The following is a 22,462-nucleotide window of genomic DNA, read 5'->3' on the forward strand; positions in this document are numbered from 1 at the left end:
AAGGCAGGGATGATATGAAAAAAATCATGCAAATATTGATTGTCATCTGTGTGCTCTGTCTGCCTCAAAGCGTTTTTGCGACAGAGGCTGGGGCATACGAAAGCAATGGAAGGACCGCTTTTTTCGGGGAATATGAATACCCGTCAGAAGAACCTGAAATCCCCCCGCAAGTGTCAACACCTGGAGGTGGCGGGGAACACGGAAACAATCAGCGATTGCCGCAAACTGGCTCAGATGGCGGGGAAGCGTATCTTATCACCGGACTCGCGGCATTGTTGGTTGTAGGAATTATTTTAATAAAAAGGAGAAAGAAAAATGAAGAAAAAAGTATTTTTGACTAGCAGTTTGTTATTGATCAGCGCATTAGGATTTCAAGTGACAGCAAATGGGGCAGAGGTGGCTGCGTATACCTCTAATGGTGCGATTAAATTTGAAGCTGATACCAATCCGACGAATCCGGTCGATCCCACAGATCCGGAAAAGCCTGTAGACCCGGTTGATCCCACTGATCCAGATGGTCCTAATCCAGGTACCGCTGGGCCATTATCGATTGATTTCGCCTCTAGTTTTCAGTTTGGCAAACAACTGATCACCTCTGAAACCAAAGATTATTATGCTGATTTACAATCATTTGCAGCCAGCCCAGACGCACCAAATTATGTACAAGTGACAGATAAACGAGGCACACAAGAAGGGTGGTCTTTGAGTGTTGTACAAAATGGTCAATTCAAAACAGCAGATGACGAAGCGTTGGAAGGGGCAGCATTGTCTATTGCCAATGGATCAATGACATCAATTACGGATATGCAGTATGCACCTACTGCAACAGCAAGCCATACTTTTGTACCTGGCAGCGAAGTCACCTTGGTCAATGCAGAGGAAGGCAAAGGCATGGGCACTTGGATTTATAAATTTGGTGCGGATGCCGCGGAAGGCAGTGAAGCGGTCAAATTAAATGTTCCAGGTCGTTCTGTGAAGCTAGCGAAAGAGTACAGAACAACGTTGACTTGGAAATTGAACAATGTACCTGAGAATACAGAAAACGAATAACCGATCACTGAATAAAAAAGGAGTGTACGAAAAATGAAAAAAACCGCTTTTGCTCTGCTGCAGATTTCTTTAGTAGCGGCAACGATTGGCACGACGAAGGTTGTTGCCGATGAAGCTGCTGCCTATCAATCAAATGGGACTGTTGATTTTATTCCAAATACGGATCCAACAAACCCAGTCAATCCGGAAAATCCAGATCCGGAAAATCCTGTACAACCCATTGATCCGACTGATCCTGATGGACCGAATCCTGGAACCAATGGCCCGTTGTCTATCGATTATGCCTCTAGTTTAGACTTTGGCGTCAACAAAATCTCAAATAAAAATGAAGTCTATTATGCACGTGCGCAAGCATATTTAGATGAAGATGGCGAAGTTTCTCCACTAAAAACAGCCAATTATGTACAAATTTCGGACAATCGCGGCAGTAATGCTGGCTGGCGTTTGTCGGTGAAACAAAATGGTCAGTTTAAAAATGAATCGACATTAAATAAAGAATTAACAGGTTCTGTGATCACCTTAAAGAATCCCACAGTCAAATCAAATGCCCAAGGCGTGACTGCGCCAATCGCTGCAGCAACGATCACTTTGGATGCAGCTGGTGCGGAATCAATCGTGATGACCGCAGCAAATCATGCAGGTGCTGGGACTTGGGTCAATGCTTGGGGAACAGTGGAAACAGTCACCGAAAAAGATGAAGCCAATCAATCCTATCAAGTAGATGTAACAAAGGATGTGGCACTTTCTGTTCCAGGCAGTACACCAAAAGATGCCGTGAATTATGCCACAACATTAACGTGGACACTATCTGATACACCAGAAGAAGAATGAGGAGCATGGACATGAAAAAAACAGTAGGTATGGTCACAGTTTTAGGTTTACTCACAATGATGCCAGTTGCTGCACAAGCAGAAGATGGCGCTTCATATAGTTCAAATGGACAAATCACATTTGAACCAAACACGGATCCAACAAATCCTGTCGATCCGACAAATCCAGATCCAGAAAAGCCAATCACACCAGTTGATCCAACTGATCCAAATGGGCCGAATCCTGGAACCAATGGACCACTATCCATTGATTATGCATCTAGCCTGTTCTTTGGTACACAAAAAATCACATCAAAAACAGAAGTCTATTATGCTGAAACACAAAAGTATCTTGATGCGAATGACGCAGAACAAGAAGGACCGAATTTTGTTCAAGTGACCGATAATCGGGGAACAGAAAGTGGTTGGACATTAAAGGTCAAACAAAACGGCCAGTTCAAAACAGCGGAAGACCAAGAATTGACAGCCGCACAAATTCGCTTGAACAATGGTTCTGTGGCGACAGCCTCACAATCCGCGCAACCGTCAAATATTCAAGCCAGTATCCAGTTGGATCCCAATGGTGCGGAATCACTCGTCATGAGTGCCCAAGATGGTGAAGGTGCAGGAACGTATCTGATGCGTTGGGGAAACAGTGTGGCTGCTGCCGCAGAAAGTATTTCATTGGAAGTGCCTGGTTCAACAACGAAATATGCCACCCAATATGATACGACATTTACTTGGCTGCTCACAGATACGCCGACTAACCCATAATCTCACACCCACGCTATGATCATGGATCATAGCGGTACATAGAATGAAAGGACACGAAGAATGAAAAATACAAAAAGAGTACTCGCTAGCTTATTCACGGCTATCTTATGGCTATGTCCACTTACAGGAAATGCCTCCGAATTTAATTTTGCGGTGAATCCAGTCATTCCTGAAAACCAAATTGATAAGAATAAAACCTATTTTGATCTAGAAATGGCACCTGGTGCAGTCCAAACTGTGGCGGTTCAATTGCGCAATGATACGGACCAAGAGGTGACCATTACGCCGACTATTGCATCGGCGACGACAAATTTGAATGGTGTGGTGGAATATGGCTTAAATGATATCACACCGGACGATACATTGGCCTATAACATGGCTGATTTAGTCGAGGTGCCAGAAGAAGTAGTCATACCGAAACAATCTCAAGTCGATGTAGCTTTAAAAATCAAGATGCCGCAAGAATCTTTCAAAGGCATCATTGCTGGCGGTTTGACCTTAAAAGAAACCATTAAAGAAGAGGAAACACAGGCTAGTGAAGAACAAGGGTTGGCAATCAAAAATGAGTATGCCTATGTTGTGGCCATTCTTTTGCGTCAGAGTGAAGAAGCTGTTACACCCAATTTACATTTGCTAAATGTCGAAGCTGGACAAATCAATGCCCGAAATACCATCAATGTCACACTACAAAATCCAGAGGCGACCTACATCAATTCTTTGCGCTTGATCAATGAAGTGACCAAAAAAGGGCAAAGTGAAACCTTATATGCATCAGATACATCTCGGATGCAAATGGCACCCAACTCTCATTTTTCTTATCCTATTTCTTTAGAAGGACAACGATTGGCGGCAGGAGACTATCATTTGACATCTGTTGCGTATGCTGGCAAAAGTGAAGATGGTCAGTATAAAGTGATGAATGAGGAAGGCGAAGAAGAAAGCTATTTGTACCAATGGACCTTTGAGAAAGATTTTACGATCGCTGGCGATGTCGCCCGCAATTTGAATGAGTCAGATGTGAGTATCGAACAAACGCATCCATGGATCTACGTATTGATTGGCGTCCTCTTATTGCTTCTTGTATTGTTCTTGTTGTGGTACAGGAGAAAGAAAAGAGCGTCCGAAAATCAAGAATTGTAACCAAATCATTCGCCCGTTCTTTTTGAGGTGAAAACAATTGGCGATGTCAATTGACGGCATGGCCTATCGAGAACATCAGTAACTGATCCATGCAAAAGAGATAGAGGAGCGTACATTATGCGTCGAACAATAGGCTTTGTTATAGGTGCGTGTCTGATCATTGGATTGATTGATAGCAGAACGGAAGAAATCGTTTTTGCGGCTATTTATAATCCGTTAGACCCTTCTGAGGAAATTGTCCCTACAGATCCGCCGGAAGCTGCGCAAGAGGATTCGGAGACAATTCAACCATCAGAACCAGAGCCAAAAGAAGAACCGGAGGCTGATTCACCTCCAGCATCTGAAGATGTGACCGAAGAAACAAACGAACATAAGTGGCCGACTATCCTCAATCAGCGTCCAAGCCATTCACGTGTCAAAATCAATGATCTTTTTGCTGAAAACAGCATCGATGTCAGCGTGGTTCTTCCTGAAAATACACCAGATGGGGATGACGATGATACTTTATCCTATGTTTCTAGTTTGTGCTATTTGCTTTCAGGCAAAGTACTCTATGGTCAAACAAACGAAAGAGAGTTGAAAATACGTGTATGTGACATTTTTGAATAAAGCGGATCAACGAAAGTACGCATTTTTACAGTATTTAGAACATACAGTATCTCTTTCAACAACGAAGGAATCCTTGATGACGCAATTAAGCATGTCCGAATTTTTGGTCAACAAGACAATCGAAGAATTGAACACGGATTTCTACGACCTTGCCCTGAATGAAGAACTTGAAATTGTGACTGATGGGATGATCATCAGCTTAAATCAGTCAGGTTTGGCGACTTCAGATACCATGCTGTCTTATTACTTGAGCCAAGCGTTGAAATTTGAGATGCTAAAAGAATGTTTCTTTGAACAGCTTACGTCATTGTATGATTTTGCGACGGAACATTTTCTCAGTCGTAACCCAACATACAATGAATTCAAAAAATTCAAACTTGTTTTGAAAGAGTACGATATCGATGTGACCAAAAGGTTTCACCTGATAGGGGATGAAAGAAAATTACGTGAATTTTTGTTTCTCTTATTTATGGAGGTTCCACCTTTAGATGGTGCACCATTTTCAAAAGAGAATGGCGAAAAGCAGCAATTATTTGACCGCTTTGATGCGGCACCTTGGGTCAAAGCCCAACAGTCCAACAGGATGCGCTTGAGAAGAAACCAATATATAGGGATCGTTGTGACACGTGTCTTGAATGGTCATCTATTGCCAACATTCGATGCGCATGACCTCACATTGCCAGTCCAAGAGAGGATTCTTGATGAAATCACATCCTGGCTATCTAGTCTTGTCCCAAAAATTCCGAAGGTGGACCTTTTGCCTGAAGCCAAAGTGCTGCTGCAGTTTTTGATCGTTGAGGGATGGCTGGTAGACAATGCGGCCTATATCAATCAAGATCAGGCGGATATCAAACGGTTCAATCATGAATTTTTTTTAGCTGTAGAACAAAGATTTCAGCTATCTTCGACGATTCAATATGGCTTGCTAAATGAGGTGACAAATATTCATTATCAGTTACTGACCATTCCTTTTCGGTTGAAATATGAATATCAGCAGATGGATGTGACTTATTTTCTTGAAGTGTATCCTGAATTTACAGCATTTTGTCGGCAGTATATTGAGGAACATCGTAGTTGTCAGGTGATATGGGAAAACAAAGAATTTTTGTTTTTCCGTTATTTGATTTTATTGGTGTCACATGTGCCTTTGAAAGAGATTTTGGCTCCTTTGTATATCTGTGTAGATTTTTCTCATGGGCCTTTCTACAATCGTATGATCGAAAGCAACATCGAAAAAATTCTCGATCTAAACATTGAATTTCAAGATTCTCCTGATGATAAGACACAACTGATTTTATCCAATCTGACTTATTATGAATCTGTGGCCATCGATCATATCCTATGGTTAGCACCGCCAAGACCTGCCGACTGGGCAAATTTTTCAGAAAAAGTGGGCAGTATTCGGCGGGAACAATTTCAGCGGGATAGCAGTAAGAAGCAGAGGATGCCTAGTCATCCGTGATCAAGGAATCACGTCAGATCAGAAGGAGGAACAGGTATGTTATTTACAACAATGGAAGAGTACATTGCGTATTTTCAACAATCGATTGATGCTGATAGAGGAGATTTAGAGGAATTACAGGATTATTTTTATGCACAACTAGGAAGATTGGATCATTTGATCAAAACCATTTCGCGGGAGAATTTTTGGGTCAACTTTCCAGAAATTTTAGGTATTGATGCAAAATTAACCATGCTTCTTGATTGTCGTGCCTTTCAAGATTTTTCCAACCAGGAATTGATTGAGATCATCGAAAAGGACTATCGTTCTTATTTTAAAGAGATGTGCGGCTATGATTTGCGTACGGAAACAAAACATTCAATGGTCTTTAATATTCTCTGAACCATTCATGCATAAGCATACCCGAACAACGAGATCCTGAATCTACCTAATCATGTAGGTAGATTCAAGATCTTTGTTCGGGTATTTGTATTGCTTACAGTTAAATTTGAGAGAAAATCAGATCATTGATGCCGAAATAATTCAAGATATACAAAAATAGTACGATTCCGTTAATCAGTATGGAGATGACCAAAATCGAAAAACGAATCGAAAAATAGCGATAGCCAATCGGTGGTGTCCAAGCGTATTTCTTTCCGTGATAGGTAAAGGCCAGAATAAACAATACGCATACAATAGCTGATTGAATGATCAAGCCAGCTAAATAAAATGCAGGGTTTTGTATTTGGATATAATAGAAAAATAAGCCAATGAAATCGATCAATATGGCAATCAAGGGCATGCTAAAACCTCCTCTATTTAACAATATAATAACACAAAAAATGAACTCGTTCACGTGGGTAGATTGGTTAGAGAAGAGACACGATTATGGCTAAACAAATACTGTTGCACGTTTGATCTATTCCTGATCTTTCTTAGTCATTGAGGGAAAACTACCTTTTTTAGCAATACAAAGGTGTATGGGATCAATCGTTTTTCTGATGAGACTGCGAATTACCGCTTTTAAGACAATCTCTAGAATCCTTATCTACCATAGGTTCAACCTGTTTTTTCGGAGGGTTGAGAAATAATAAACTTTAAAATAATAACTGACCTTGTTATGATTTATAACAAGAATTCTATCTATTTTTATAAAAAATGAAGGAGAGAGGGAATAATTATGAAGGAAGTAGGTTGAGGTATTCATAATTAATCTGAGATAAGGATGGCGGATGAACTTATAGAGGATTGCAGGATGAATTTTTTTGAGAGGAATCGTTTCTATATGAATGAATGTATTGTTGAATCAACGAAAGATTATTTATTATTGATGCGTAGTGGAATTGATGTCATTAGTCTGAAAGATAAATCGGAGAGCCTATATAGGTACTGGTGTACATGTGAACAGCGTATTATTCAAATCACAGAACAAATCAGCGAGGACAATTTTTGGTACAACCTTTGTGAATTGATCGATTTAGACTCGAAGCTGTGTATAGTGAAAAGTTTGTATACACAAAAAGAAAAATTCGGTTTTTTTGATACAATTTCCTATGAAAAAATCATTGAATTCAGTCATACAGATTCTGGTTTTTTTAATCATGAAATGTGTGGATATAATTTGAAAGAACAAGGCCATTCATCCATCATTTTTTTTGCACGCAACATGGCTGCCAGTAAACAAATATTCCTAAAGGAACGTAAGGAACAGACAAGTGTTTAAGTATGCCCTTTTTTATCCATTCTTTTGAATAATCTTCCTCCAAAGACTAAAAAAATCGATGAAACATAATATAGAACATTACATTTTCATACATGCACAATACACATGAAGCGAAACTTCTTCAAGTGCATTGTGCATTTTTATAGAATTGTTGACGTTTATGAGAAGTCGTCGAATAGGAAATTTCACAGTAAAGTGAAAAAATAACGTTGTTCCCTTATCGCAAATTGTTTAATCTGAAAACTATTAAAGGAATGGAGGAATCAAAAATGAAGAATGTTCGGTTACTTAGTTCGGTTGTTTTAGGCGGTATGTTATTATTGGCACCATTATCAATAGGTGATGCGTCGGCGCAAGAGTTGACACAAACACAGTCTGTGAATGTAGTAGAAGATGTCACAGGGATTATTTTGAGTGATGGGGAAACACTGAGTGATTACGGTGATACCATCACAATGAATTCAGGAGAAGAAGTGTTGGAAGGTACAGCAGGGCGCTCTTCAGTTGCGGCGACATCTACATCGACAGTCAAAACATGGGTTGCCTTTCGGACAGCTGTCAATAATCCGAATGTCGGTGTGATCAATGTTTCAAGCAGTTTTAATAGTGGGCTTCTGAAGTTAAATACGGTCAATCGACCATTGGTGATCAATTTCATCAATAATTCAACGATCAATATGAATGACAACCATTCAATGCATGTCGGGTATGGTGGCTCTGTCACCTTTATGTCGAATTCAAATACGCCAATCATTACAAATGGGAATCAAATCAAACAACCTTTCGTTCAAGGCGATTGGGGTTCTAGTGTAACTTTTTCAGGTAATGTTGTAGTTGGAAATAACAATACACAATCTCGTCAACATCCATTTATTCGAACAGCAGGGTCTATTCAGATTCCTTCGGGTTCAAACGTTGTCATAAATGAAGCAATTGAAACCAATCAATTGAATATTGTCAATTATGGTAGTTTGAATGTTCGGACCAGCCAGTTGACACCAATCGAAGTCACGACGAACGGTCGCTTGAACGTAGGACAATATGGCTCACTGATCGCTACTCACAGTGGGACTAATCCAGTGATTCGTATGGCGGGTTCTGGTTATTTCTTGATCGATAATCCATACCAAATTCATTTGACACAAACAGGTACGGGTGCAATGTACAGTCCATTGGTGCATGCACTGGGAACGAATATCCAAATCAATGCGGCAAGAAATGCCTTCTGGACCAACAATAATTTCAGTTGGTCACCATCACAATATTGGACCGCACAGCTTCAAGCACAATTGACAGCTGCTAACGGAAGCCAAGTACTTCAATCGAACCTTACCAGTTTCACACAAAATTTCTTGGGCTTCCAGGGTTATAGAGAATATTCAGCAGGTATGGGTGCGCAGCAATTTACGGACACATTTCCATTAACAGAATCACGTTAAAGGAGCATCTATTACTTGTTCAAAAAACGTCATTGCATCAATCATTGCAATGACGTTTTTTTTGAGATATTTATTCGGGCGAATGATAGTAATCGGCATGTGCTTTATCAACGATTTGATATTGATTCATGATTTTTGGATTCAGTTGTTTGATCAAACGATTCCAATCAGCCGCATCAGGAACCGTTTTGAACAAGAGACAGTCAGTGACATCTCTAAATTCTCTCATATGCTCAGGATAATTGGTGACCAACAAATCAATGTGATTGTTGATCAAATAGGACTGATTGACCTCACCGGAATGTGGATAAAAAATGCGATGATGTACGTCGAAATATTTGTCAGACAATGCTTCAATAAATTGAGTGATGTTATTGTTTCCTTCGAAAATAAAAGCGATATGTTGTTTTTTTCGCCAATATCTGAGGCGAATCGTTTCAATATAAATAACCAAGTTGGAACAAAAATCAGTCAGATACGCTTTGGAATATATAGCCAAATAATTGGTGTTATTTGCAAGAAATTCATGATAGCGTAAAAATTCATTTGGAAAAATTTGCTGGATGAATAAGTTGATATCCTCGGTATTACGATTGGCAGAAACGGACATGCATTCTTTGAGTTTTGCCGTTGTAAAAAAGGACTCCAAAAAAATAAGGCTACGCTTATCGTGCTGAGGTGATAGTGCAAGAAGTTGTGCAAAGTCATTGGTCAATGCACCGATGTGAGACCAATGATTATAAGACAAGCAGAATTTCTGTTCAATCGTGACATTGCTTAATTTTCTTTGGGTAATAATGCTCACAAACAAAAAAATCAGTTCGTTTTCAGAAAGTTTCAAGTCATAGTACTTATCGATCACTACGTTGATTTGCTGAAAATGAAACAATTGTACACTATGTCTCAGTGCATGATGCAATTCTTTACTGATCACAACCGTATGTCCTTGGAGATAACGTTCTAAGGTAATGTAGAGGAGATAGGTATACAAGGAGAAAGACGTATTCTGATAGCTTTCGTTCTCGAATAAATGACTCATTTCATTGACAGCTTGGTGGGCCGCAAGTGAGGGGAAAACGGTGTGTGGTGTAATTTTTGACTCGTAAAACAACGTACAAAAGAATTTACGAATATCGGCTTCGTTTCCAATGATATTGACCGGATCCTTGCTTAGCCTAAGGTCGAAATGCGTTAATTGATCTTGGAGATTACTTAAATATTTTGCCAAAGTTTTTTTTGAAAGATATAGTTTATCTGACCATTCATCTAAAGCATGTAATTCTGAGAAAAAAATGCTTTCAAGAATAATAAATAAAGGTTCGTTTGACAACAAAGCCGCCTTTTTTTCTTCGTAGGCAGTCACGGACAGTTGGATAAGAACATAGCCATGATGAGTGGATCTCAGCAGGATAGCGTCTTGGAAATAATCACGAATGTGATGGACATCTTTCCCAATCGTTCTTGATGTACTATGCGAAATCTTTGCCAATTCCGTCGCACTGCAGACTGTGCTTTTTTCAAGTGTATTCAACATCTTCAACCATCGAACAGTTGTTTTATTGGTCACAAAATTTAGTTGAAAATTTTGCAATAGTGAAACTCCTCTACTATGAAATTAGGTTAATGTGTTATTTTTAAAAGGTTTTTACCTACAAAAATTCACTATGATTATATCAAATCAGTGGAGGTGGCTAAACGCATGTAATTGCACAGAAATATGAAATTTCTTATTTGATAAGGTGTACACTACATTCTAGAATGATAAGTGTAATTAGTATAACTACTGTTCCAGTGACAAAAAGCGTATGCGGTTTGCGTTATTTTTTAAATGGTGGTTTATTATATTACGGAATGTGTTTAGTCAAAGGGGGAAATATGAATGTGAAAAATAAACTGAGGTGTTTGTTTTATGCACTTCTACTATGTTTTGGGGTGATCTTTTGTGCAACACCCGTTTTTGCTGAGGAAGAATCGGTCATAGAGACCAATGGCATTGTCAGCTTCTATGGGGAGGTCGACTATGAAGGAGATCCTAAGCCAGAACCGCCTACAATCCAGGTTGTAATGCCGAAGGATGATCAAAAGCCAAAGCAGCCTGATGGTGGATCAAGTACAAAACCTGGCGGAAAATTGCCCCAACTGAACCAAATCAGTAATGTACTTTGGTTGGTCGGCATTATTTTTATTTTATTCGTCACACGAAAGGCATTAAGGAACAAAAAGAACAATGTCCAATTACAGTTATCCAATGAAAGAAACATAAGAACGAACTAAAGGAGAATGAAGAGATGAAATTTGTAAAACTAGCAGCAGTATCGGCATTAACAGCAGGTTTAGTAGGTGGCAGTATCGTAGCGCGTGCTGCGGAAGAGGATCGGTCATTAAACACAGAAGGTACAGTAGAATTCCGTGAGGCCGATGATGACAACAGTGAAACAGTTGATCCAGAACCTGGACCAGAAGAAGTGATTATTCCTGGTACCCAACAAGGTGCGTTTGCCATGGCATATGTAGGCAACTATGACTTTGGGACCCGTCCGAATTCAGCATTGAATCAAAGTTACAATGCAGCGGCTTGGTGGTTTGATATTGACCCAGATTCAGAAGATTATCCAGAACCTGATATGGATGCTGATTGGGTAAATGAGGCAGCGGGCACAGCTGCACGTCCACAATTTGCACAAGTTAGAGATTTGCGTTCTGAATTGACGGGCTGGGGCTTGTCAGTCACACAAACTGAAGATTTTAAGGCAGGTACCAGAGTATTAACTGGTGCACAAATCACTTTCAAAGATGCAACTGTACAAAATACAAGCAATGAAGAAGACGCGCTTACCGTTCATAAGAATGGTTTCACGTTAATGCCTAAGGTAACAAGAACGATCATGAGTGCTTCTGAAGATAATGGATTTGGGTTAAGTACTGTGATGTGGGGATCAAAACAAAATTTTGATTATAAAGATCTCGATGTTAAAGGCCATGCATCCAATCCTGCCGTTCAATTACATGTACCAGGTTCCACACGTACCTATACAGATGAAGCATATAAAACAATTTTAGACTGGACTTTGACAAGTACACCAGGAAATATCGTTGAAGATACTATCTAATGTGTGCTAAGAACAATCGATGATCACAACACATAGCAACAGTGCAATGTTCGTTTGCATTGTTGCTTTTTTTGAAAGGGGAATTTTTTTTTACATGATGAAACTACTGCGTATTCCGCTCGTCAAAGTTTTACTCTTTATTGTCTGCTTTATTGGTGGAATAGTGAGTTTTTCTTCAGATGTTTTTGCAAATGGGGAACTGAATTTCAGTGTACGCGCAGTCCCGCCGGCAACACAATTTGGTGAGGGCAAAAGCTATTTTGACGTGGAACTATTGCCGGAAGAAACAGAGGACTTGGTTTTGGTGATACGAAATGTCCGAGACCACCCCATCGATGTCAATGTGACGGTTCATACTGCCTACACCAATGTACATGGTGTGGTGGAATATGGTGCGGATAGTAAGGAACCAGATCCAACCCTTGTCCATGAGATGAAAGATCTTTTGGCACCGCCAAGTGAAGCCATCACATTTGATGCCTTTGAAGAAAAAGAAGTTGTCGTCAAGCTACATATGCCTAAAGAAGAAGTCACTGGATTGATGGTTGGGGGCATCAGATTGTATGAAGAAACGGAAGATGATCCGGAAGACGATGCGGATAACGGGATGGTCGTCAAAAATACATTTTCATACGTTGTGGGGGTTGTAGCAAGCAATTCTCGCACCCAAACGATAACACCGGAGCTTGAACTCTTGACTGTATTTGCGGATCAGCTCAATTATCGAAATGTCTTTAGTGCCAATATTCAAAATTTCTTGCCGACATTTACCAATGAATTACAGGTTGAAGCGTCTGTTCGTCTGGCAGATTCTGATGAAGTATTGTATGAAGCTGCTGAAGAGAAGATGCAAATGGCGCCGAATTCCAATTTCAAATTTCCAATACCCTTGAATGGCGCGCGTTTTGTCAGCGGTACCTATGTGCTGGATATGACAGCACGTTCTGGAAAGAATGAGTGGACTTGGGAAGAAACTTTTGAAGTCACTGCGGAGGAAGCGAGAAGACTGAATCGGTCAGATGTCTCAATTGAACAAACCAATTGGTGGTGGATCATCGCAGGTGTGACCGTTGGTGTAATCATCAGCTGGCTTGCCTACAATACCTACAAAAACAAGAAACTTTTAACACAAAGTCAAGCAATCGATCATGATCCTCTTTCTGAGGAAAGAAATCATAATAAGGAGTAAGCCTATGAACCATAAAGTACGGAGAAGGGTCACGAAAGCAACGCTCACTGTGTTAGCGATTTCTTCTCTAGGGAACCCAATAATAGCAATAGCAGAAACGATAGATTTTAATGGGTTATCTTTCAATCTTATGTCGAATCAAGAGCAACCTGTCGAAGATACGGCAGCGGCTTCTTTTTCGTTTGCACAGAATCGATTCATTGTCACGAAGAACGAGATTACGACGATCCCATTTCAGAGTACGGTGGAAGTCAATGAAGTTTCCTTTGAGCTTCCAGAACATGTACACATGAGTGAGGAAGATTTACCATTTAATCTAAAGGCATCCAAGGATCAAGCAACCAATCAATGGACGTTGACTGCAGCTGAAGCCACAAAAAGATTTGCTTTACCTGTGGTTTTTGCTGCAGAAGGGTCATTTCCTATCACAGTAGGCGATGGAGAAACCACTGTCGATGTTCGTTCAATAGACACAAATTCTTCAAGCGAACAACTACAGGCAGTACCAGAAAATGATGCTGCGCCAGTCGTTGAGGGCAGTGAAGACCTTGCGAATCGGCATGCGGTACTGTTTGATGGCAGTTCGAGTACAGTGGGAAACCGTCACGATTTTATGGAAGCACTCTCTGATCAACGTGTGTCAAAAATCATCTTAGAAAATGATATAAATATTCAATTCATTGTTAGTTCTGAAAACTTGGATATTCAGCGGCCGTTGATTATTGATGGCCAGAATCAATATACCCTAGATTTAGGAACCGCGCAATTACGCTTAATGAATACAACAGAAAACAAGACACTTAGACTCGAAAATATCTTTCTAGACAAAACAGATTCGGCTGCTTATATCATCAGTGAAAATGCCGCTGAAAACTGGGAGCTTCAATTAGCTGGTATAGCGAAATCTCAGTCTAGTATTCAAAATTTTAGAATTGCGACAATCCCGGAAGCAACAACGAGAATCACAGATGGTACAAGTATGTTTGCGAGTACGGTGGATCTGAATGGGGCTTTCATCACAACCAAAGAATTTATCATGGAGAACAATGCCAAGATGGAACTTTCAAGTGTTCAACATACGGGTTTGGCGTTTACAAGAGAAAATGCAAAGATGATTGTTAAAGATGGTGCGCATTTGCATATGAAATTAGACGGTCGATCTGAGCAGCAAAACGCCGTTCAATTTACGCAGCAAAACGCAACACTTGCCATTCAAAACGGCGGTAAAATTGACATTCAGGCCGAGGGTTCAGGTTCAAGCACGTCGAATGCCGTTTTAGGAAATAATATTGCTATGAGAGGTGCGCATTCATTGATTGAGATTGATGGAGGAGAACTTGTCACGACCAATACAGGTAGGCATAACATCATTTTTGATGGAGATTCTTCTTCTCTTTCCGTTTCGAATGGGGGTATATTAAAAACACAATCTGGCATAGGAACATCTATTTATGGAGGGAAAGACGAAAATTCTTTGCTTTTTGGGACAGATGCTACTGTAGAGATTGTTACGAATAGCGGTAGAGGGATTCATCTATTGGGTCGCAAATCAGACATCCACATTCAAGATGCCAAAAACGTCTCTGTGAAATCCACCTCAGGTGATCGCATCACAATGTCCGGTAGTCTGCCTATTCTTCATATTGAAAATAGTCATGTAGACTTGACCTCAGATACTGGAGCCGGAATTATACTCCTTTCAAATGAATCCGAAATGATCGTGGATAATAGTCAGCTCAGCGTAACGAATACTGGGAATTTGACTAACGGGATGAATCAATTTGATGGCGAGCAGTCAAGTTTAAAGATTATGAATGGATCTATTGTCAATATGACGGGGGCACTGACAGGAACGAACGTTGCGAATGGTTTGCTGTTGTTTAGGAAGAAAGATGCCTCTGTTGAAATCACGAATGAATCAGAAGTGAATCTAACCGTTACGAATGGGTCAGGAAAAGGCATGCAATTGATTCAAGAAAATGCCACTATCGAGATCAAGCATGCGACAGTAAATGTGGAAACGAATAGTGGTTTTGCCATCGATCTTAACAGTGATCATGCAAAAATAATGCTGGATAACGGGCAGCTGCATACAACATCTAATCATGCAGGTCAGGCCGTTTCTTTAAAAGGGTTAGAGGCTAGACTTGCTTTAGACAATGAGAGTATTATGACTGTGTTTAGTACAGAAAGTGACAAACCCAATATTTTGATAGAGGGGATGAAAAGTGGCGTAGATCTATCAAATCATTCCAAGCTGTCTGCAACATTACCTAGCAGTGATAGCACAACGTCGATTGATCTAACATCAAAAGAGGTACAAAAAGAACATACTTCTACTGATAGGAACTTCATCTATATATTAGGAGATAAAACATCCTTCAATGTATCCAAAGGTTCTAGTGTTGATATTGAACTCACTTCTGGAATTAAAAGAGGGATAAGGTTGCAAGGCGATGACGCTTCATTTGAAATATCTGAAGGCGGCGATGTGCGTGTTGCGACACAGTCTGCAACTGCCATCCAGTTAAACGGTAATCGGGTGAAAATGATAGCTAAAAACGAGGGTACGCGTTTAGCGGCTTCAAGTAATTATGTTGCGTCCATCTTAAATGGTGTGTCTACTGTGAAGTTAGGGGAAGAAGATGAGGATATCAGTGTAGAAGAACCAATTGTCGATCTTTCAGATGGTGCAATGGTCGAGTTTTCAGCGAATTCCTCCTCTGCAATGGTAGTGCAAGGACTAAATGGAAAACTGAATGTACGGAGTGGCGCAAACTTTTCATTGGAAGCGGAAGCTTCAGGAGAGCTTGCAGGGGAAACTGATTATAATGATCGTAATGCCAATGCAACGTTAAGATTTATGCGCTCTGGTGTAAACAATACAGGCACGACCCACGGTGGCTATCGCTTCAATATAGATGGGGGTGTGATGTCCGTTACCAAAAACGGTGGAAATCCTGGGGGATCTGGACAAATGGCTCCTGCGATCCGCATGTGGGGCAGCGACAATCAAGTCAAAGTCAGCAATGGAGGACGCTTCTTGATTGTGAATGAAGGTAGTGGTATACCCCATGACGGCAACGCTGGTGGCGGCAATCAAGGGATTCACTATACATCTGGTACGAAAAATGGATTTACGGTGACTGATCCTGGATCGGAAGTCAGAATTTATGCCGACTATGGTCCAGCGCTTGATATGAGTGAAGCCAAAGTTGCTGGTACGATTGGCCCAGTGTCAGGCAGTGGGGAAGATGGTGGGGATGGTCGTATCGAAGTCAACAATCTTGGTTACTTTGAAGCGGTTGGTCGAACCGAATCTGAAAATGCTGGGATCTTCCGTGGAAAGATCACGGAAATCTACTTTAACAATCCATTGTTCATGAACTACCGAAACAATCGTGTTGGCGGTGGAAATGTATTCAGCAATGCGGCAGGCTCTATTCTAGAAGCAAAATCGAGTGATTTTGCTGTGTGGAAGAAAGGGGCCGATTTGGATGGTGATCCTCACTTAGCTTATAGCAATTTGGATTATACCTTCACAGGCTCAAATTTAGCGGTGCTTTCTTCGATTGAACCACAAGATGGATTTGATTTTGAAGCATTTGGTCAATCTGGAATGGCTTCTTATGCCCGATTGAGCTCAAATAATGCCCGTTGGTCGATTTTGACTGAACTAAGAGTGCCGACAAATGCAGATAAAAAAATCCATGGGCAAGTCGACATGCCGGTTGGGATCTATGATTCTAGACCTGCATGGCAAGATGAAGTCAAAGTCACTGTTGAAATCGAACGCAATGGCGAAACGATCCAAACGTTTGAAACATTTACCCAGGGACACACAAATGAGCGTCCTGGCATCAGCATATACGGTGAAGCAGCACGTGGTGGGTTATTTGAAATAGAATTGGATGATTATTTGCAAGCTGGAGATGTTGTCCGCGTCTCCGACTTAGAGGTAATGGCTGGCGCCATTCAAGATGGCTTTGAACATATTTTTGATGTGGATAAGGTCACTGTCTTTCCAATCGTTCCGCCAACACCCGCTACCTTTGCAGGCACAACGATACCAGCAAATGCTGCGGTGTTAACAGGAACAACGGATAATCCTGAAGTCGAGATTACCATCACCCATAATGGACAGCCTGTCGCGATCGATGCTATCGACGTGAGTGGGTATGACAATCAATTTGCGATCCCGATTGATCACCTATCCCTATCGGTTGGTGATGAGATCCAAGTTTTCTTGCGTGATCAACATGGTTCTGCGCTGCGTGCAGGTGTTGTTGCACCGCCAATTACCAACAACGATATAGGGAATATCAACCCTGTAGAAACACTTGACTTTAGAGATGCTGCGTTCCCACCGGCGGCTACCTTGATTGTCGGTGAGATGGTTGAAGGTGAACTTACGATCGATAGAGCAACAAATTGGGACTTTGGACAACATCCGTTAACTTCTAAAGCAATGACTTATGGTGCCTTACCGGTTTCAACGCAAGCAGGTGAGGAAACAGCCACACAAGCAAACTTTGTTCAAATAACTGATGCTAGAGCGACATCAGAAATATCGAGCTGGAGTTTATATGTAAGTCAATGTAATCAATTTTCAAGTACGAATGACACGGATAACCACGAATTGACTGGCGCACAATTAAGTTGGAAAAATGGCCGCGTGCATTCAAGCACAGGACAATCAGCCAGTGAAAACAACTTTGGTATTGTACGAACGAGTGGTAAATTAATGCCAGGCGGCGATAGTATTCAATTGATCAGTACGAATATGAATAGCGACAAAGGCACATGGTACTATAGTTTTGGAGATGAGACAACGAAAGACAGTAGTATTTCTTTAGAAATACCTAGTGGGTCAAAGACAAGAGGCGCACGATACACAACAACGATCAATTACTCATTTAACGCTGTCCCTCCAGATTGTATCGAATAATATATAAAAGGATTTCACGGACATTCAGCATGAATGCTTTGTGAAATCCCTTATATTTGTTTATTTAAGAAAAAGAATAAAAATACACTATCAGATAGAGAAATATCTGATAGTGTATCTTTAAAACTGAATGAATACTTTTTATGCGATTAAGTCACTAGAATGGAGGCATCGATACGGGGGAAATTGGGCAAGATATTTGGATTTATTCTTTGTAGGAGTCTTGCCCAATCCGTTGAATCAGGAACTGTTTTTAGTAGAAAGCATTCTAAATTTAAAAAAGGCAACGAAAGATATTCATGATAGTTTGTCACTAAGAGGTCGATTTGCTTATCCTTAATAAATGATTCACATAGCTCACTAGGTCCAAGAATATGAATATTTTGCAATTTTCCAAAATATTTTTTGACCCAAGAGGTGATATATTGATTGATATATTCATTGCCTTCAATCGCGAAAGCAATATTTAAAGTCGTATGCCAATACTGTTCTTTGATCGTTTCTGAGTAAAGTGTCAAACTCGTGCAAATGTCATCTAATAATGTGTGATGAAATAAGGTGCTAAATTGTTGGCTGTTTTGTAAAAATATTCTGTTTTTTTGATAAGCATGGGGAAAAATAGCCTTGGCATAGTCATTGGTGTCTTGTATATTTTTATTGCTGTTTTCAGATAGTAAACAACGCAACTTGATAGATGTAAAAAATGCCTCCAAAAGTACGAGATCTTGCTTTTTATTCAGCGAATGGTCAGTCATGCTTGTGCGAAATTCATTGGCAAGGGTTTTTATTTCCCCCCACTTATTGTATCGTAAGCAAAAATATTCTTCTTGCTGAGGAAAATCGATTTTTCTGCGACAAAGGATCGATACATACATGAAAACGATTTCGTCTTCTGGTACAACAAGCTGAAAAGTTTCTTCAATGGTTTTGACTGCGGGTAAAATGTTGACATATTCCGGATCTTGCTGGACCAATGCCTTTAATTCTGGATGGATGGTCACCTCCAAACCACAAAGAATCCTTTCAATGGATAAGTAGAGCAAATAGCTAAAGAAACCGAAGGATGATGCTGTTTCTTCCGTTGCTGCAAATTGATTGCTGATTTGAAGAACAGACTCTTGGACAGCGATGGATGGAAAAACGGTGTGGGGAGTAATGTCTGACTCATAGTAAAAGGCAAAATAAAAGTAGCGGATGTCAGCTTCTGAACCATTTAAATTCACGGGATTTAGATCTAGCGTTATATTGAATGCTTGGACTTCTTTCGTGATGCTTTTCAGATATTTGATCATCGTACTTTCAGACACATGAAAATAATCTGCCCATTCATAGATTGATAACAATTCATTAAAAAACATGCGTTCAAGAATAACAAACAAAGGTTCATCTTCTAAAATGCTGCTTTTTTTATCAATGTATTCTTCGGAATTATGTATGTTCAATGTGTACCCTTGTTTTGAAGAAATAATATGTGCAACTTTGCCTAAATAGTCTCTGAGATAATTGATATCTGTAATGATTGTTCGCGCTGTATTTTTTGTAACTATTGTTAATCGTTGGGTGGAACAGATTGCGTGATGTTCTAACTCATTTAATATTTGAATGAGGCGCAACGTCATTTTATCAGATACAAAATTTAACTGGAAATTTTTCAATCGATCAGATACCTCCTACTTCAAATATTATAAATATGAACAAACATTAAACCCTTCATTATGTATTAAACCTACTTTTGAGGATATCGACACATTGATTTTAAATAATCGCGTAGTTTTACATGTTGAGTAACAATATCTTTTGGAAATTACATGTTATGCGTCAAATTACTTCAATTTCTAATATAATAACAAATTTTTTTGAAAATAAATAAGTGCGATTTTCACGTAACTCTGAAAAAACTGATTTGAAGATATGGGGTTGAAATGTATACTCCTATTTCTCCTATTTGAAGCATGAGCAAGTGAGAAAAAGCAGTTGGGGGAATTGAGGGCCATTCATTCGTAGTACTTGTGTCAAAAGTGCGCTTGTTACAAATAGGAAAGAAATAATGAACATCATATGGTCGGTATGTGAGTCATGTGCGATCTAAATTATGAGGCATTACCCAAAGAACTAGATAATCGATGATTTATCTAAGGGAAGAAGACATCATGAAATTTAAAAGTTATTCAAATAATGAAAATTCATTATAAAAATGATTGGTATCGTTGGTAAAGATATGTCGGTTATGGATGTCATGCAGCGAAAAAAAATGATGTAGCGTTTTCTTTTGTTTTGGTTTCATCGGATTCCAGCAAACCATGGAATCAGCTTATTCTACGTAAAAATTTTATTTTATCAATACCTTACAAAAACACAATCCTCCACTGATTATAAGAATGTAATACGTTGAATTTAAAATTGCCTCTGGCCAACAATTTGGTGTAACCTTGTCTAGTCGTTTTGGCTGGTATACGAATAACTTGAAGTTCATCGTCACTGTTGAAACAGATGGTGGTGTGACAAAAGAACTGGTTTATGATTTGTAATAGTAAAGGCATGAAAAAATGAACATCGTTTGCAAAATCATTAGATTATAGCCCCCATGGCGGACGCAATGTCGAGGTGTTAGGCAAAGTGTCAAAAAAAGAAATGATAAACATTGCACAGCATGTGCTCTTGAATGTCAATTTTGGTCTATAGAGAAGTCCTATAGAAACAAAGAACCAGCAGACCGTTTTGGTCTTGCTGGTTCTTTATTTCTGGGAAAAGTGAAAGAAACTGCGTCAAATGAAGGGTACTAAAAGTCTCATCCGGCAAATAATGCCCATAATGCCTCAAAATCTTCTTGATAACTTTCCTTATCCCAACGTTCCGCGAAGTATGGATTATGGAAATAGGTGAAAGCAGTGATAACCGCAGCACCGTCCTTAGATGGATCGATTGCTTCTGCTTTGGCTGCTAAATTTTGGACGTGGGCTGTGACTAGCCGTTCATTATTCTCTATGTATGCGGTATACAGTCTGAACATCTTAGGATTTGAATGATGCAGCTCTTTTTTCGTATTGGTGATCAGCCATAGCCAATCATGAAGATTCGCGGCATGGTCTTGCGGCACCCAAGAAAAAATAGGCGACATCGATGTCTCCAACCAACGCAGAGCGAGATTTTCAAATAAGTCTTCTTTATTTTTATAGTACTTGTAAAGTGCCGCATGGGACACTGAAAGTGATTTGGCGATATCAGACAGCGTGGTTTGCTGGAAGCCGTTCTTGAGAATCTGATTTTCTGCAGTATCAAGGATCAACGCTTTTGATAATTTCATCTCCATACTCCTTTACGTGTTGGTTCTTCTTTCAATTGATTATAGCAAACTTCAAGTAAGTTACAAAATTTGTCCTTTGTAACAAGTTTGTGCTACTATGTGGTTACAAAAAATAAAATTTGTAACTTTTTTGGAAGGATGATTAAAGATGACAAAACATGCATTGATTTTAGGGGCGACTGGCGGGATTGGTGAGGCTGTTGCAGTTTATCTGGCTGAGAAAGGGTTTGATATAGGCATTCACTTTGGCAGCAACCAAGAAAAAGCCAATCAGTTAGTCAACACGATTGAAGAGATGGGTGTCAAAACAGCATTGATGCAAGGCGATGTGGCAAATGAGGTCGAGATGGCCAAAGGCATCGCGTCTGTTGAAGCACAATTAGGCAAATTAAGTGTCATTGTGAATACAGCAGGCATCATGCGTTTATCACCAATCGCAGATCTAGATATGGCTACATTTGATCAAGTTATGCGTACCAATGTTCGCGGTACGTTTGTCATCGCGCAATTGGCTGCGACCCATTTGGCTGAAGCAGGGGTCTTGATCAATTTTTCTACTTCAGTTACTAGACTGCAATTTGTCGAATATGGCGCCTATGCTGCAGCGAAAGCAGCGGTTGAAACGATGACCCCAATATTGGCCAAAGAAATGCGTGGCAAACAGATTCGGGTCAATACGATTGCACCAGGGCCTACCGCTACCCCGCTTTTCTTAGAGGGGAAATCGGATGCATTGGTTCATCAGTTGAGTTTGGCTAACCCGATGGAGCGTTTAGGCGAACCAAAGGATATTGCGGAAGCCGTTTATCATGTGATCGAAGCGAAGTGGATCAATGGTCAAGTGGTGTTTGTGAATGGTGGGATGGCGTAAATCTATCTGGGGTGTTAGTGGTAAGCGGTGAATATTGAAATAGATAGAAAATGCG

Annotated in this window: 19 protein-coding genes; 15 read left to right on the top strand and 4 right to left on the bottom strand. The window is 40.1% G+C overall.

Going from position 1 to position 22,462, the window contains the following annotated elements; translation table 11 throughout:
• Nucleotides 1-26: 26 nt before the first annotated feature.
• The 8 genes from AEQ18_RS02450 (at nt 27) to AEQ18_RS02485 (ending at nt 6,225) form a co-directional block, all read left to right on the top strand.
• Complete coding sequence (locus AEQ18_RS02450) at nt 27-341, top strand: LPXTG cell wall anchor domain-containing protein (protein ID WP_235505472.1); 315 nt, start codon at nt 27-29, stop codon at nt 339-341.
• Nucleotides 316-1,050 carry a WxL domain-containing protein gene (locus AEQ18_RS02455; protein WP_054114783.1) on the top strand — a complete coding sequence of 245 codons (735 nt, stop codon included), beginning with the start codon at nt 316-318 and terminating at the stop codon, nt 1,048-1,050. Before AEQ18_RS02450 ends, AEQ18_RS02455 begins: the two co-directional genes overlap by 26 nt.
• A gap of 33 nt (nt 1,051-1,083) precedes the next feature.
• On the top strand, nt 1,084-1,881 hold the full coding sequence (locus AEQ18_RS02460) for a WxL domain-containing protein (protein WP_054114784.1): 798 nt from the start codon (nt 1,084-1,086) through the stop codon (nt 1,879-1,881).
• A gap of 11 nt (nt 1,882-1,892) precedes the next feature.
• Nucleotides 1,893-2,633, top strand: coding sequence for a WxL domain-containing protein (locus tag AEQ18_RS02465; protein ID WP_054114785.1), 741 nt, complete (start codon nt 1,893-1,895; stop codon nt 2,631-2,633).
• Nucleotides 2,634-2,693: 60 nt separating this feature from the next.
• Complete coding sequence (locus tag AEQ18_RS02470) at nt 2,694-3,773, top strand: DUF916 and DUF3324 domain-containing protein (protein ID WP_054114786.1); 1,080 nt, start codon at nt 2,694-2,696, stop codon at nt 3,771-3,773.
• 117 nt (nt 3,774-3,890) lie between these two features.
• Nucleotides 3,891-4,382 (top strand): hypothetical protein, encoded by a 492-nt coding sequence (locus AEQ18_RS02475; protein WP_054114787.1) that lies wholly within the window; start codon nt 3,891-3,893, stop codon nt 4,380-4,382.
• A complete protein-coding gene (locus AEQ18_RS02480) occupies nt 4,366-5,844 on the top strand; it encodes a helix-turn-helix domain-containing protein (protein ID WP_235505473.1) in 1,479 nt (492 codons plus the stop codon). Before AEQ18_RS02475 ends, AEQ18_RS02480 begins: the two co-directional genes overlap by 17 nt.
• A gap of 36 nt (nt 5,845-5,880) precedes the next feature.
• Nucleotides 5,881-6,225 carry a DUF7006 family protein gene (locus AEQ18_RS02485; RefSeq protein ID WP_054114789.1) on the top strand — a complete coding sequence of 115 codons (345 nt, stop codon included), beginning with the start codon at nt 5,881-5,883 and terminating at the stop codon, nt 6,223-6,225.
• Between the two features lie 100 nt (nt 6,226-6,325).
• Here AEQ18_RS02485 and AEQ18_RS02490 read toward each other — a convergent pair whose 3' ends face one another.
• On the bottom strand, nt 6,326-6,625 hold the full coding sequence (locus AEQ18_RS02490; RefSeq protein ID WP_054114790.1) for a hypothetical protein: 300 nt from the start codon (nt 6,623-6,625) through the stop codon (nt 6,326-6,328).
• Nucleotides 6,626-7,108: 483 nt separating this feature from the next.
• Between AEQ18_RS02490 and AEQ18_RS02495 the strand changes: the two genes are divergently transcribed.
• A complete protein-coding gene (locus AEQ18_RS02495) occupies nt 7,109-7,546 on the top strand; it encodes a DUF7006 family protein (RefSeq protein ID WP_152911866.1) in 438 nt (145 codons plus the stop codon).
• Between the two features lie 269 nt (nt 7,547-7,815).
• Nucleotides 7,816-8,985 carry a hypothetical protein gene (locus AEQ18_RS02500; RefSeq protein ID WP_054114792.1) on the top strand — a complete coding sequence of 390 codons (1,170 nt, stop codon included), beginning with the start codon at nt 7,816-7,818 and terminating at the stop codon, nt 8,983-8,985.
• A 70-nt stretch (nt 8,986-9,055) separates the two neighbouring features.
• Here the strand turns inward: AEQ18_RS02500 and AEQ18_RS02505 are convergent, their stop codons facing one another.
• Nucleotides 9,056-10,576 carry a helix-turn-helix domain-containing protein gene (locus AEQ18_RS02505; protein WP_054114793.1) on the bottom strand — a complete coding sequence of 507 codons (1,521 nt, stop codon included), beginning with the start codon at nt 10,574-10,576 and terminating at the stop codon, nt 9,056-9,058.
• Between the two features lie 290 nt (nt 10,577-10,866).
• Here AEQ18_RS02505 and AEQ18_RS02510 point away from each other — a divergent pair, with 290 nt between their 5' ends.
• From AEQ18_RS02510 to AEQ18_RS02525, 4 genes are all read left to right on the top strand, one after another.
• Nucleotides 10,867-11,259, top strand: a complete 393-nt coding sequence (locus AEQ18_RS02510) for a hypothetical protein (protein ID WP_152911867.1) — start codon at nt 10,867-10,869, stop codon at nt 11,257-11,259.
• Nucleotides 11,260-11,273: 14 nt separating this feature from the next.
• Complete coding sequence (locus tag AEQ18_RS02515) at nt 11,274-12,095, top strand: WxL domain-containing protein (RefSeq protein ID WP_054114795.1); 822 nt, start codon at nt 11,274-11,276, stop codon at nt 12,093-12,095.
• A gap of 94 nt (nt 12,096-12,189) precedes the next feature.
• Nucleotides 12,190-13,284, top strand: coding sequence for a DUF916 and DUF3324 domain-containing protein (locus AEQ18_RS02520; protein ID WP_054114796.1), 1,095 nt, complete (start codon nt 12,190-12,192; stop codon nt 13,282-13,284).
• A 4-nt stretch (nt 13,285-13,288) separates the two neighbouring features.
• Nucleotides 13,289-18,232, top strand: a complete 4,944-nt coding sequence (locus AEQ18_RS02525; RefSeq protein ID WP_054114797.1) for a WxL domain-containing protein — start codon at nt 13,289-13,291, stop codon at nt 18,230-18,232.
• Nucleotides 18,233-18,381: 149 nt separating this feature from the next.
• Here the strand turns inward: AEQ18_RS02525 and AEQ18_RS02530 are convergent, their stop codons facing one another.
• Both AEQ18_RS02530 and AEQ18_RS02535 read right to left on the bottom strand, forming a co-directional pair.
• Nucleotides 18,382-19,887, bottom strand: a complete 1,506-nt coding sequence (locus AEQ18_RS02530) for a helix-turn-helix domain-containing protein (protein ID WP_054114798.1) — start codon at nt 19,885-19,887, stop codon at nt 18,382-18,384.
• 1,133 nt (nt 19,888-21,020) lie between these two features.
• Nucleotides 21,021-21,536, bottom strand: a complete 516-nt coding sequence (locus AEQ18_RS02535; protein ID WP_054114799.1) for a TetR/AcrR family transcriptional regulator — start codon at nt 21,534-21,536, stop codon at nt 21,021-21,023.
• A 148-nt stretch (nt 21,537-21,684) separates the two neighbouring features.
• On the opposite strand from AEQ18_RS02535, the gene AEQ18_RS02540 reads away from it, so the two are divergent.
• Complete coding sequence (locus tag AEQ18_RS02540) at nt 21,685-22,407, top strand: SDR family oxidoreductase (RefSeq protein ID WP_054114800.1); 723 nt, start codon at nt 21,685-21,687, stop codon at nt 22,405-22,407.
• Nucleotides 22,408-22,462: the final 55 nt, after the last annotated feature.

The organism is Enterococcus sp. RIT-PI-f, from assembly GCF_001297065.1.
Taxonomy (GTDB): domain Bacteria; phylum Bacillota; class Bacilli; order Lactobacillales; family Enterococcaceae; genus Enterococcus_D.